Source organism: Rhizobium redzepovicii, from assembly GCF_019793435.1.
Classification (GTDB): domain Bacteria; phylum Pseudomonadota; class Alphaproteobacteria; order Rhizobiales; family Rhizobiaceae; genus Rhizobium; species Rhizobium redzepovicii.
In genome coordinates this window covers 16,960-28,798 of the sequence record NZ_JAILYH010000001.1, presented here as the reverse complement: position 1 = coordinate 28,798, position 11,839 = coordinate 16,960, and the positions used below count along the sequence as shown (strand labels likewise).

The following is an 11,839-nucleotide window of genomic DNA, read 5'->3' as shown; positions in this document are numbered from 1 at the left end:
GAAGCAATTCTCCGGCGTCCACCTCCCGCTTGGGTGGACGGCGGCCTGGCATCCCCGGAGCGGAAGCGCCCACGGAATGCTTGCGCTCCGGCGGCGGGGAAGGCTCCTCCCCTCCCGCGCTGCCGGATGGCATCAGTCGGTCAATCTCTGTCCGCCATCGGCATCGAAGAGATGGACGTGCGAAGCGTCGATCGCGACGCGGATCGCCTCGCCCGGGCGAGCATTGACGCGCTCCCGGAATACGCAGCTGACATCGCTGCCGCCGAGGCGAACGGTCAGATGGGTCTCATAGCCAGTGGGTTCGATCACCACGATCTCGGCCGGCACACCGTTCGGATCGAGCGAGATATATTCGGGGCGCAGCCCATAGACGAGTTCACGGCCCACCGCACTTGCCGGCGGATTGGCGACTGGCAGCCGCGTGCCGTTGGCGGCGACGAACTGCCGGGCGTCTTCCGGGTCGAGCCTGCCCTTGATCATGTTCATCGCCGGCGAGCCGATGAAGCCGCCGACGAAGAGATTGGCGGGCTTGTCGTAGAGCTCGAGCGGCGAACCGATCTGCTCGACGATGCCGTCATGCATGACGACGATCTTGTCGGCCATGGTCATCGCCTCGATCTGGTCGTGGGTGACGTAAACCGTGGTGGTTTTCAGCCGCTGGTGCAGCTCCTTGATCTCGGCGCGCATGGCGACGCGCAGCTTGGCATCGAGGTTGGACAGCGGTTCGTCGAACAGGAAGACCTCCGGATCGCGCACGATCGCCCGGCCCATGGCGACACGCTGGCGCTGGCCGCCGGAAAGCTGGCGGGGATAGCGGTCGAGCAATTTGTCGAGGCCGAGGATGCCGGCGGCATATTTCACCCGCTTCTCGGCTTCCGCCTTCGGCGCCTTGTTGAGCATCAACGAGAAGCCCATGTTCTGCTCCACCGTCATATGCGGATAGAGCGCGTAGTTCTGAAAGACCATGGCGATGTCGCGGTCCTTCGGCGGCAGCGTGTTGACCACGCGCCCGCCGATCTTGATCTCGCCGCCGGAAATATTCTCGAGCCCCGCCAGCATCCGCAGAAGGGTCGACTTGCCGCAGCCCGAGGGGCCGACCAAGATGACGAATTCCCCATCGGCAATGTCGATGTCCACCCCCTTGATGACAGGATGCACACCGAAGGATTTCCGCACATCCGCGAATTGAACGCCTGCCATACTCACTCCTCCCAGAAATCGAGCGCTACATGCTTTAAATATTCGTATCTCACTCTGTCTTGCCGGCGGCTGCCATCTCTCCCAAGTCCGTCAGCCACCGCAATCCCGCATCTGTGGGGGTGCCGCGCGGGGGCCTCCGCCCTCTCCTCAATCTCCTTGCGCCGCCGGAGCGTCCTCGGCGAGGTAGACCTCGATCAGCTCGTCGACGCTGGTTTCGGCGGAAAAACCCAGTTGCGTCGCACGATCGGGCGTAAAGGATTTCGGCCATCCGGCGACGATGCCTTCGATGACCTCGTCGCGGCGGCGGTCGATCAGATCGACGGCCTCGGCGCCGGCGGCACGGCGCAACGCGGCGATCTGGTCGGCAACGGTGGCGGCAACCCCCGGCATGGTCAGTGTGCGCCGCGCACCCAGCGACGATGTGTCGAGCGTCGCGGCGTGAATCAGAAATTTGACGGCGGAACGCGGGCTTGCCAGCCAGTGCTTGACCGTTTCCTCCACGGGGAGGACCGCCCGCTGGCCGGCCAGCGGCTCCCGCAGGATTCCGGAAAAGAAGCCGGACGCGGCAGCATTCGGTGCACCCGGCCGGATCACGATGGTCGGCAGTCGAATTCCGACGCCGTCGATGAAGCCGCGGCGCGAATAGTCGGACAGCAGAAGCTCGGATATCGCCTTCTGCACGCCATAGCTCGTGAGCGGCGCCTGGATGTAATCGTCGGGGATCGGATCGGGAAACGGCGCGCCGTAGACCGCGATCGACGAGGAGAAGACGAGCCGGGGAACATAGGCTTGCCGGCTTCCCTCATGGCGGATCGCCTCCAACAGCAATCGCGTGCCATCGAGATTGACTCGGTAGCCCAGTTCGAAATTGCGCTCGGCCTCGCCGGAAACGATCGCGGCGAGATGGAAGATTACGTCGGCCCGGCGAGCCGCCAGGGCTTGCGCAGCATCGCCTTCGGATATGTCGGCAGCCAGCGCTTCGACCGAGGCAACGTTGCTCGCCGGCACCGGCGGCGGCGCGATATCCACAAGCGTCATGCGCGTGATCGTTCGAGCGCCGAGGGAACCGCTGCGCGCCAAGCTGGCGGCGAGCTTCCGGCCGATCATTCCTCCTGCCCCGATAATGAGAATATGCATTCTATTCCCCTGTCTTCGATGTCTCGTCTCTGCGCTCTTTGCCTGCGAACTACGCTAGGAGCAGCTTGGTTGTCGTATAAATGCGGGTTTCATGGATCGCGAAGGCCGCACATGCGGCGTCTGGATCTCGCGTCTCCAGGCCGGCGAGGATCAGCCGGTGATCGGCGATGCTGGTGGCGATCGTGCCGGGCTGCGATACGACGCGCCTGCGGTGGCTGAGAAGATAGGAGTAAAGATCGGCGGCGATGTCGGCCAGCACCGCATTGCCGCTGGACCGGTAGATGGCGGTGTGAAATTCGCGGTCGCAAATCAAAAACCGGACGGGATCGTCACAGGCGGCTTCCTGTGCGGCGATCGACTTGCGGAGATAATCAAGTGTCGACGCTTCCATCTTGACCGCGGCGGCCCTGACGACCTGCGCTTCGATCAGCAGCCGCGCCTCATGAACATTGTCGAGACTATAGGCCGCAATGTCGCGATAGCGCGCCGCCTGGACAGCCAATTCGCCGACATCTTCCGATGCCACCACCGTGCGCGTTCCCTGCGCAACCGAGAGAATTCCATGCGTGGAGAGGATGAGAATCGCACCGCGGACGGTCTCGCGGCTGACCGAAAGCGCGCCAGCCAGTTCACGTTCGCTGGGCAGCGGATCGCCTATTTTGAGGATGCCGGTGGCGATGAAGGTCGCAATCTTCTGCACGACGAAGTCCTTCATCGACTTCTTCGGAGCGCCGCCCAGCGTCGCAACCTCTTCGAGAATGGCTCGCACATCCATCGCCATGCCCTCCCCCTGAGGTCTACTGGTCCGGTAAGTGGGCCAGTAGACCGCAGGGGAAGAGGATTGTCAAACGCTTGATGTCGGCGATCCACTCCGCTGTAATTTGGAGCCGTTTTCTGGAGGGCAAGATCGGCACGCGGAGAAAATTCATTCCGGCAAAACAGCCCGCCACGGGCGGACTGTTGTTCGCGCTCAGGCCGCGTCGGAGACTTTGCCCAGGCGTTTGATCGCCTGCTCCAGCGGGCGCTGGCCGTCGCTATAATCTTCCCAGGCCGATGATTTCGACAGCAGGACCGGCACCGTGCGGATGGTGAAGCGTTTCGGGTCGAGATCCGCTTTGACCTGGCTCCAGCTCAGCGGCATCGAGACGGTGGCGCCGGGTCGCGCACGAGGCGACAAGGGTGCCACCGCCGTCGCCATCCGGTCATTGCGGAGATAGTCGAGGAAGATGCGGCCGTTTCTCAGGCTCTTGGTCATCTTGATCAGATAGAGATCGGGATTGTCACGCGCCATCTGCTGGCAGACGTCGTGCGCGAAGCTTTTCGCCTGCGCCCAGGAAAGCGGCTTGCGTTTGTTGAGCGCAAGCGGCGTGACGACGTGCAGGCCCTTGCCGCCGGTGGTCTTGCAGAAACTGATGAGACCGAGCGCGTCGAGACGGTCGTGCATCTCGCGGGCGGCGGAAACGACTGTCGAGAACGGTACGTCGGGGCCAGGGTCGAGATCGAACACCAGCCGGCCCGGCACCTCCGGCTTATGCGGTTGGCAATTCCAGGGGTGCAGCTCGACAGCGCCGACCTGCGCCACGGCGGCCAGGCCTTCGACCCGGTCGATCTGCAGATAGGGCTTTTTGTCGCCGAAGACCTTGACCAGTTCGAGCAGGTTCGAGGTGCCGGGCATCGCATGGCGCTGGAAGAACTGCTCGCCGCCGAGCCCATCGGGCGCACGGATGATCGAACAGGGGCGTCCCTCGATATGCGCGATCATCCAGCCGCCGACGGCTTCATAATAGCGGGCCAGATCCTCTTTGGTCACCGGTTTGCGGTCATTGGCATCCGGCCACAGCGGCTTGTCCGGATTGGAGATCATCACGCCCATGACCTCGGCTTTGGCGCCCTTTCGGCGGGCGGCCTTGGCCTTCTCAGCCGCCGGCTCCGGCACGTCGGTTTCTGCTGGCTTGGCCGGCCGTTCGGCCTTGACCTCCTTGGCCGGCTTGTCCTCCCGCAGGCCCTTGAAGGCGGCCTGGCGGACGATGCCGTCGGCGGTCCAGCCTGCGAACTCGATTTCCGCCACGAGCTTGGGCTTCAGCCAGGTGACATCGGCCTCCTTCTTCGGCGCGCCGATGCCGGTGAAGGGCGACTTCGCCGCCTCGAGCGCCTGCAGCTTCGGCAGCAGCGTTTCAACTTTCCTGGCGCCATATCCCGTGCCGACGCGGCCGACATAGACGAAGTGGTCGCCGCGGTAGACGCCGACCAGCAGCGATCGGAATTTGCCGTTGGTCTTGGCATAGGCGCCGATCACCACTTCGTGCCCGGCGCGGCATTTCGACTTCGCCCAGCTGTCGGTGCGGCCGGATTGATAGGGTGCATCGCCTTGTTTGGAGACGATGCCTTCCAGCGATAGCTTGCAGGCGGAGCGCAGGACCGCATCGCCGCCGGTCTCAAAATGCTCGACGAAACGGATCCGAGGGTCATTGCCGGCATCCGCAAGAGGGCTCTGAAGCCGCGCCTTGCGCTCGACCACAGGCAGAGATCGCAGGTCCTCGCCGCCGTCGTAGAGAAGATCGAAGGCGAAATAGACGAGATCGCCTGTCCTGCCTTCCGAAATGGCGGCCTGCAGGGCTGCGAAATCCGGTACGCCATGGTCGTCGAGAGCGCAGATCTCGCCGTCGATGATGGCGTCGGGCAGCGCCGATGCCGCTTCGGCGATCTCTGGATATTTGCCGGTCCAGTCGAGCCCTTTGCGGGTCTTCAGCGTCACCTCGCCCTCGAGTATGCGCATCTGGATACGGTAGCCGTCGAACTTGATCTCGTGAATCCAGCCCTCGCCGGGCGGCGGACGCTCCAGGGTCTGGCAAAGCTGCGGCGCAATGAAGTCCGGGAGATCGATCCTTGCCACCGTTTTCGGCGTCTTGCCGACTCGGCCCTCCTCTTTCCTCTCTTCGGCGGCCAGCCCGTGATTGCTGTCCCAGACCGCGTCCGCCTTGAGATCGCCGCCCTTGAGCATGAACGGCTTTGGCTTGCGGCCCTTGCCGGCGGCGATTGCGTCCATCGTCCGGCCGGAGGCGACGGAGGTGTCGTTTTCCTCCAGGACCGCTGCGCCGTCCTCCTCGACCGAGAATGCGTCGTGGTGCTTGATCAGCAGCCAGTTGGTTCGCTTGCCGCCATCGCGATCGTTGCGCATGCGCACCAGAACGAAACTGCCGTGCAGCCTTTCGCCTTTCAGGATGAACTTGAAGTCGCCCTTGGCGAGCGCCTGCTGCGGGCTCTTCTTTCCCTCGGGCTCCCAATAGCCGCGGTCCCACAGCATCACCGTACCGCCGCCATATTGGCCTTTCGGGATCGTGCCTTCGAAGTCGCCATAATCGAGCGGGTGATCTTCGACCTCGACGGCCAGCCGCTTGTCGTGCGGATCGAGCGATGGGCCTTTGGTGACAGCCCAGGATTTGAAGACGCCGTCGAGTTCCAGTCGCAGGTCGTAATGCAGCCGAGTGGCGTCATGTTTCTGGATGATGAAGCGACGGCGATTGCTGCGCGCGATCTGCTTCTCGCCGCTCGGCTCCGCTGTTTTTTTAAAGTCGCGCTTCGATCGGTATGTCGAGAGGTTGTCACTGGCCATGGTCGTTTCCGAATCAGCATCCCCAAAGCACGAAATGCCGGCTGGCGGCATAGAGTTCCATGATGGTCTCAATGGAGGGCGGGCTTGTCAGCCCATCCGATTTGCCGGCGACCGGAGGCGATGAAAAAAATCGCCATCGTGTCGTATCGTTCTCCTGCTTCAAACGTTAATTCCTACCACCGGGATGCAAACATGCGCGTTGACCAATGGCTCTCTCTTCTCATCATCGCGCTCATGATGGGCGCCTTTGTGTGGGGGCGTTACCGATACGACGTCGTCGCCGTGAGTTCGCTTCTCGTTGCCGTCATTGCCGGCATCGTCCCTGCCAAAATCGCCTTTTCCGGTTTTTCAGATGACATTGTCATCATCGTCGGCAGTGCGCTGATCGTCAGTGCGGCGATATCGCGATCCGGGATCATGGATCTGGCGCTGCGCCGATTTTCTCCCGAAAGACGCGGGCCGCGGATGCAACTGATCATCTTGGTTGCCATCGTCGCGGCCCTGTCGGCTTTCGTCAAAAATATCGGTGCACTGGCAATCATGATCCCGGTTGCCGTGCAGATGGCCCGGAAATCACGCGTATCACCGTCGATGTTCCTGATGCCGATGTCTTTCGCCTCGCTGCTCGGAGGGCTTATGACTCAGATCGGCACATCGCCGAATATCATCGTTTCCCGGGTGCGCGAGGAGATTACCGGGCAGCCGTTCACGATGTTCGACTATACGCCTGTCGGCCTGGCGCTGTCGGTCGCCGGCATTGTCTTTCTAGGGCTGTTCTACAAGCTGCTTCCTGAAAGATCGCGGGTGGAAACGTCGATGGACGAGGCGGTGGCGATCAAGAACTACACGACCGAGGCGAAGGTCATAACGCCGTCGGGGGCGATTGGCCGGTCCGTCAGCTGGCTGCAGAAGCCGGCCGGCGGCGATGCGATGGTGACCGCGATTATCGGCGGCAGCGGCCAAAGACGAACGCCTCTTCCCGACACCGTGCTCAAGGATGGCGACCTTCTTATCATCGAGGGCGAGCAAAGCGCCCTCGACAAGATCGTCAGTGAAGCCAAGCTTCAACTGTCCGATCGTAAACATGAGTCCGAGATGCGCCAGGATATCAGTTCCGTCGAAGCCATCGTCGGCGAACATTCCCGCCTGATAGGCGTCAGCGCAAAGGACGTCTCCCTCTTCCACAATACCGGCCTCAATCTTCTTGCCGTCAGCCGCCGGGACAGGCGCTTCACCGAGCGTCTGGGCGAGATCAAGATCCGCAACGGCGACGTTGTGGTGCTGCAGGGCGACTTGCAGAAGCTGCCGGATCTCCTGCGTGAATGGGGCTGCCTGCCGCTGGTCGAACGGGATCTGAAGCTCGGCAACGCGCGCAACGGCATGATCCCCGTCATGATCCTGCTGGCGACGATGGCGGCGACGGCCTTCGGCGGCATTCCCGTGGCGACGGCATTTTTCGCCGCCGCCTTTCTGATGGTGATGACCGGGTCCATTCCCTTGCGCGAAGTCTATCATCATCTCGATGCGCCCATTCTGATCATGCTGGCCGCCCTCATCCCGATCAGCGATTCGCTCCGAACCACCGGAACGACCGACATCATCGCCGACCTCCTGTCGCGCACCGCCGAGATGCTGCCGCCGTTCGGCGCTCTGGCATTGATCCTGGTTGCGGCCATGGCCGTGACGCCGTTTTTGAACAATGCCGCGACCGTTTTGGTCATGGCGCCGATTGCCGCGACCTTTGCCGCCAAGCTTGGCTACCGGCCCGATGCCTTTCTGATGGCGGTGGCAATCGGCGCCGGCTGTGATTTCCTCACGCCGATCGGCCACCAGTGCAACACGCTGGTCATGGCGCCGGGCGGATATCGATTTGGCGACTATGCGCGATTGGGCCTGCCACTCTCGCTCATCGTCGTGCTCGTCAGCGTGCCTGCCCTGCTGGCCGTCTGGCCGATTTGACCGGGCCAATTTGACTAACCCCTGCGAGGCAATTCAGGCTGCGCCCCTTGGCGCAGCCTGGCAGCATTACTTCCACTGCGTCCCGTCGGCGCCGGCGCAGCCCAAAGGTGGCAGGGAGCCGGCGAAGGTGGTTTTCAGCTTGGCGCAGCCCCAGTTGTTGATCGGGCCGGGCATGGCATCGTTGAGGGTGATGCCGATTTCATCATAGGGGCTGTCGGTGTTGCTGACATAGCGATACCAGCGAAAACCTGTAAAGACGACGACGGCCAGAGCGATTACCAGCAGCAGGCGAAGCAATTTTCTCATCATATTTCCTTTAAGTGCAAACGCCGCCGTTTAGCACTCCGATGTCGAAGCTGAAAGGTCCGGCCGGATGCAAGATGCTGCGATTCTGCAGCGTCTTTTGCGCCTCCTGAAAAGCTGCGCCTGCTGTGGTAGCAATCTGAAAAATACCGGCCGCAATCGATTCTTTGACGGGATCTGCAATGACCATCGAAGCAGGACGTAATTCGCATCCCATACATTTCATCGGCGCTTTTGCGACCGGTGGGCTTCTGACATTCATGGTGCATCTGAATGGGGAGCTGGCACGTTACGGCAATCCGCTGTTTTCATCCTGGACCGCGCACGGCACAGGCATGGTCGCCGCCGTCGTTCTTCTTTTGGCGCTCTACCGCCGACGCACGCCGATGGCGGGAAAGCCCGGCCGCGCACCTTTGTGGGCCTATCTCGGTGGGGTATCCGGCGCCGCAACGGTCATTTTGACCTCGACAGCGGTCAACTCGCCGCTCGGGCTCTCCGGCACCTTGGCTTTGGGTTTGGCAGGTCAGGTCGCTTTCAGCCTGGCGGCCGACAATTGGGGACTGTTCGGTCTGCCAAAGCGGCGCCCGGATGTCCGGGACATCGCCGCGCTCGGCCTGGTGGTTACCGGCGGCGCGCTGATTATCCTGTTTGGGCGAGGTGGGGCATGACGGTGTTCATTCTCATTGCTTGCCTTGGCGGCGTGCTCGTCGGCCTCAGCCGTCAGCTCAATGGGCGGTTGAGCATATCGACCACGCCGCTCATCGCATCCTTCTGGAACCATGCCGTCGGCTTTGCTGTGCTGAGCTGCCTCGGTCTCGTTGTCGGAGGCCTGCTTCCTGCCGGCGCCGGCGAGGCGCCTTGGTATATCTATCTCGGTGGTCCGATCGGCGTCGTTTTCGTGGCGGCAGGCAGCTGGGCGATTGCGCGCATCGGCGCGGTCAATACGGCTCTGCTGATCATTGGCGGCCAGATGGTCACCAGCGTGGCGCTGGATTATGCGCGCGCCGCTCCGACCTCGTTCTGGGCGAACGCGACCGGAATTCTTCTGATCGTCGGCGGAATGATGGTCAGCCGGAGGCGACGCAAAAGCGGCGGCTCGCAATAGCCGCCGGCAATTTTGCCGAAGCTGTCAGGGACGGAATCTGGGCTAATTTGTGCGTCCCAGGGTGGAAAGGGCGTCCTGCAGTCTGAGTGCCGCAAGCGCCTCCGTCGCCTCATCCGGAGACCATCCCGCCTCCAGCGCGGCAGCCAGCACCAGCGATTCCGTTTGAAGCTCGAGCTTCTCATAAAGCGGCTCAAGGGCTTCGCGCGCTGTGACAAGATGCTGGTCCGGGGGAGTTATGGATGTCGCGGCAACCGTAGGCATGAAATGCTCCTCCTATTGAACGCTAAGGTTCGAAACCCATTAGGGGCATCCTTGTTCCGTCTTGTTTCGCTTCACATCGCCTTTTTGCCCTTCGGGCGGCGTTGCGAAAAAAGACGATACCACATATGGCGAAATTTCCTCCACCTTAGAAATGCGCGGATGAAAATTGCTGACGGGATCTTCCTGTGATCGCCGATCGTCCCCTGCCTAGTGACCGGGGCGTCCGGATCGAGCAGAAAGGCGACCAGCATGCTCGGGACCGCCGCTTCGGCGTCGAGCCTGCCACCCGATAAAGACAGCCCCTGCTCGCCTTCGGCGAACACCTGTGAACCGACGACAACGGACCCAGTGAAGACGTAGAAATAGAGGTCCCGGTCCTGCCTATAGGGGAATTCCACCTTTGCGCCCGCCTCCAGCCGGATGTCGAAGACGTCGACCGCGCTGCGGACATAAAACGGCGCGTCTTCCCCCTCGGGCCCGACCAGGTGCCGCCAGGCGTTTGCCGCGGCCGCCGGCAGCGGTCCGTACTGGATTTTCGGCTCGAGATCGGCTGCACGCGGTCGAATAAGGATCTGCAGCATCCGCAGCGGCCGATCGGATGCCAGCGTCTCTTCGGAATGCCAGAAGCTTGCTCCGGCATTTATCACCATCAGGTGGTCGCGGTCGATCACCAGCCGGCCGGTGGCCCTGTCGTCGTGACGCATGACGCTGTCAGGCACCCAGGAAATGATCTCGTCGTTCCGGTGCTCGTGCATCGCGATCTGCCGGCCGGGATCAAGGAGAGATTCGACGACCATGGCGAGAGGGCCATGGCCGTGATCGGTCGGCTTCGGCCTCAGCCATCCCGGCATGTTGACGTGCACGACGAAGCCGCCCGAGTCCCGCACCACGAATGTCCGTTCGCCCTTAAGCAGCATCGCATCCTCCGTGCTTGCAAGGCAGTGACGACACTAGGCCATGACAGCGCCGCGCCTCCATTGAGAAACGGCCGTTTTGAATTGCTGTCGAGGATAAATTATACGGCAGTCTTGCACCAGAAGAGCACGACCGATGCGATCGCCGACCACGCGATCCTCCCCGCCCGTAGCATGCTCGTTCACTCAGCTCTTATTTGTCGAGCCACATAGACAAGCATCCTGTCGGTGCTCCTTGCGCCGAGCAACGAAAGCGAAATATTGCCCGCGCAATCGGTGATTGGGAACGCCAACTGCGTGCAGCCGCTGAGGCCCGAGAGACACAGAAGCTTGACACAAGCGGAACGAAATGCGGCAAAACTTTCCGGTTCGGCATCGCGGGTTGGCGCGCTCATGGCCAAGGTCGGAAGAGCGACGACTACATTTTCGCCCAGCAATCGGTCGATTTCCCCGGAAAAGAGCTTGGCAATCGCACGCGCCTCGCGCACTTCCCAGTCTTCGAGGCGAGATCCTGACAAAAGGCGCGCGGCAATATCGGGCGCAATTGCCTCCGGGGCCTGCTCGAAGAGCGTTTTGTTGCTTTCCCAGGCCTCCTTTTGCAGGATGGTGATGAACGCCACAGCAAGATCCGCGAGGCTGAATGAGGAAATAGAGTCGATCTTGCGAATAGGCATGACCGCCGATCGAATGCTGGCGATCATCTCATCGGCGATCGCGCCGTCGATGGTTTCGAAGATATCTGCGGGAATGAGAATGGATATTGGTCGGTCATTTGCCGCGGGCATGCCGACGGCGCTCATCACCGCGTCCATGGGTTCCAGACTTCTCGTCATGAAACCCGGCACATCGAAACTTGGCGCCAGCGCACGCAATGCCCTGTTGTCGAGGCTTCCATGTGTCGGCCGCCAGCCGATGAGGCCGTTGATGGCGGCGGGCAGCCGGATGGAGCCGGACGTGTCTGTTCCAAGCCCGATATCCGCAAGGCCGGCGGCAACTGCGACGGCCGAACCGGAAGACGATCCACCGGGAATAAGGTCAGGATCGCGCGGGTTTCTCGGCATGCCGAAATGGACGTTGCCGCCGATGAGGGAATAGGCGAGTTCGTCCGTATTGGTTTTGCCGACGAAACAGGCGCCGGCATCCAGAAGCGCCTGGACCAAAGGCGCCGTCGCTGCCCTGATGCCCGATGCAGCGAGCACCGCGGCATTGCCGGCCGCAGTTGGATAGCCGGCAACGTCGAAAAGGTCCTTTACCGCCAGGCGAAGGCCGGAAAGTGGGCCGGTGGACGCATGGCCGACATCGACGTCGGGATAGGGCATGAATGCATTCCACCGGTCCTGCACTTAC

11 protein-coding genes are annotated in these 11,839 nt (G+C 62.1%); 3 read left to right on the top strand and 8 right to left on the bottom strand.

Features of this window, described 5'->3' with window-relative positions; genetic code table 11:
- Window positions 1-132: 132 nt before the first annotated feature.
- The 4 genes from K6N12_RS00135 to ligD form a co-directional block, all read right to left on the bottom strand.
- A complete protein-coding gene (locus K6N12_RS00135) occupies window positions 133-1,200 on the bottom strand; it encodes an ABC transporter ATP-binding protein (protein WP_183778215.1) in 1,068 nt (355 codons plus the stop codon).
- Window positions 1,201-1,347: 147 nt separating this feature from the next.
- Window positions 1,348-2,337, bottom strand: a complete 990-nt coding sequence (gene denD / locus K6N12_RS00130; RefSeq protein WP_222148540.1) for a D-erythronate dehydrogenase — start codon at window positions 2,335-2,337, stop codon at window positions 1,348-1,350.
- Between the two features lie 49 nt (window positions 2,338-2,386).
- The gene (locus K6N12_RS00125; protein WP_183778219.1) at window positions 2,387-3,112 is read right to left on the bottom strand and encodes a FadR/GntR family transcriptional regulator; all 726 of its coding nucleotides are present in this window, start codon (window positions 3,110-3,112) and stop codon (window positions 2,387-2,389) included.
- A gap of 195 nt (window positions 3,113-3,307) precedes the next feature.
- Complete coding sequence (gene ligD / locus K6N12_RS00120; RefSeq protein ID WP_222148539.1) at window positions 3,308-5,950, bottom strand: DNA ligase D; 2,643 nt, start codon at window positions 5,948-5,950, stop codon at window positions 3,308-3,310.
- A 192-nt stretch (window positions 5,951-6,142) separates the two neighbouring features.
- Here ligD and K6N12_RS00115 point away from each other — a divergent pair, with 192 nt between their 5' ends.
- Window positions 6,143-7,909 carry an SLC13 family permease gene (locus tag K6N12_RS00115; protein WP_183778223.1) on the top strand — a complete coding sequence of 589 codons (1,767 nt, stop codon included), beginning with the start codon at window positions 6,143-6,145 and terminating at the stop codon, window positions 7,907-7,909.
- A gap of 66 nt (window positions 7,910-7,975) precedes the next feature.
- Here K6N12_RS00115 and K6N12_RS00110 read toward each other — a convergent pair whose 3' ends face one another.
- A complete protein-coding gene (locus K6N12_RS00110; RefSeq protein ID WP_183778225.1) occupies window positions 7,976-8,215 on the bottom strand; it encodes a hypothetical protein in 240 nt (79 codons plus the stop codon).
- Between the two features lie 179 nt (window positions 8,216-8,394).
- Here K6N12_RS00110 and K6N12_RS00105 point away from each other — a divergent pair, with 179 nt between their 5' ends.
- Together K6N12_RS00105 and K6N12_RS00100 are read left to right on the top strand one after the other, a co-directional pair.
- Window positions 8,395-8,880 (top strand): DMT family transporter, encoded by a 486-nt coding sequence (locus K6N12_RS00105; protein WP_183778227.1) that lies wholly within the window; start codon window positions 8,395-8,397, stop codon window positions 8,878-8,880.
- The gene (locus K6N12_RS00100) at window positions 8,877-9,317 is read left to right on the top strand and encodes a DMT family transporter (protein WP_183778229.1); all 441 of its coding nucleotides are present in this window, start codon (window positions 8,877-8,879) and stop codon (window positions 9,315-9,317) included. Before K6N12_RS00105 ends, K6N12_RS00100 begins: the two co-directional genes overlap by 4 nt.
- A gap of 42 nt (window positions 9,318-9,359) precedes the next feature.
- Here K6N12_RS00100 and K6N12_RS00095 read toward each other — a convergent pair whose 3' ends face one another.
- From K6N12_RS00095 to K6N12_RS00085, 3 genes are all read right to left on the bottom strand, one after another.
- On the bottom strand, window positions 9,360-9,578 hold the full coding sequence (locus K6N12_RS00095) for a hypothetical protein (RefSeq protein WP_097629041.1): 219 nt from the start codon (window positions 9,576-9,578) through the stop codon (window positions 9,360-9,362).
- Between the two features lie 71 nt (window positions 9,579-9,649).
- The gene (locus K6N12_RS00090) at window positions 9,650-10,495 is read right to left on the bottom strand and encodes a pirin family protein (protein ID WP_183778230.1); all 846 of its coding nucleotides are present in this window, start codon (window positions 10,493-10,495) and stop codon (window positions 9,650-9,652) included.
- Window positions 10,496-10,674: 179 nt separating this feature from the next.
- A complete protein-coding gene (locus tag K6N12_RS00085; RefSeq protein WP_183778232.1) occupies window positions 10,675-11,835 on the bottom strand; it encodes an amidase family protein in 1,161 nt (386 codons plus the stop codon).
- Window positions 11,836-11,839 lie beyond the last annotated feature (4 nt).

Bases quoted from the DNA above. Each gene is read 5' to 3' on its own strand.
- K6N12_RS00115 (WP_183778223.1), top strand. From the start codon at position 6,143: ATGCGCGTTGACCAATGGCTCTCTCTTCTCATCATCGCGCTCATGATG.
- K6N12_RS00100 (WP_183778229.1), top strand. From the start codon at position 8,877: ATGACGGTGTTCATTCTCATTGCTTGCCTTGGCGGCGTGCTCGTCGGC.
- K6N12_RS00135 (WP_183778215.1), bottom strand. From the start codon at position 1,200: ATGGCAGGCGTTCAATTCGCGGATGTGCGGAAATCCTTCGGTGTGCAT.
- K6N12_RS00095 (WP_097629041.1), bottom strand. From the start codon at position 9,578: ATGCCTACGGTTGCCGCGACATCCATAACTCCCCCGGACCAGCATCTT.
- K6N12_RS00110 (WP_183778225.1), bottom strand. From the start codon at position 8,215: ATGAGAAAATTGCTTCGCCTGCTGCTGGTAATCGCTCTGGCCGTCGTC.
- K6N12_RS00125 (WP_183778219.1), bottom strand. From the start codon at position 3,112: ATGGATGTGCGAGCCATTCTCGAAGAGGTTGCGACGCTGGGCGGCGCT.
- denD (WP_222148540.1), bottom strand. From the start codon at position 2,337: ATGCATATTCTCATTATCGGGGCAGGAGGAATGATCGGCCGGAAGCTC.
- ligD (WP_222148539.1), bottom strand. From the start codon at position 5,950: ATGGCCAGTGACAACCTCTCGACATACCGATCGAAGCGCGACTTTAAA.
- K6N12_RS00090 (WP_183778230.1), bottom strand. From the start codon at position 10,495: ATGCTGCTTAAGGGCGAACGGACATTCGTGGTGCGGGACTCGGGCGGC.
- K6N12_RS00105 (WP_183778227.1), top strand. From the start codon at position 8,395: ATGACCATCGAAGCAGGACGTAATTCGCATCCCATACATTTCATCGGC.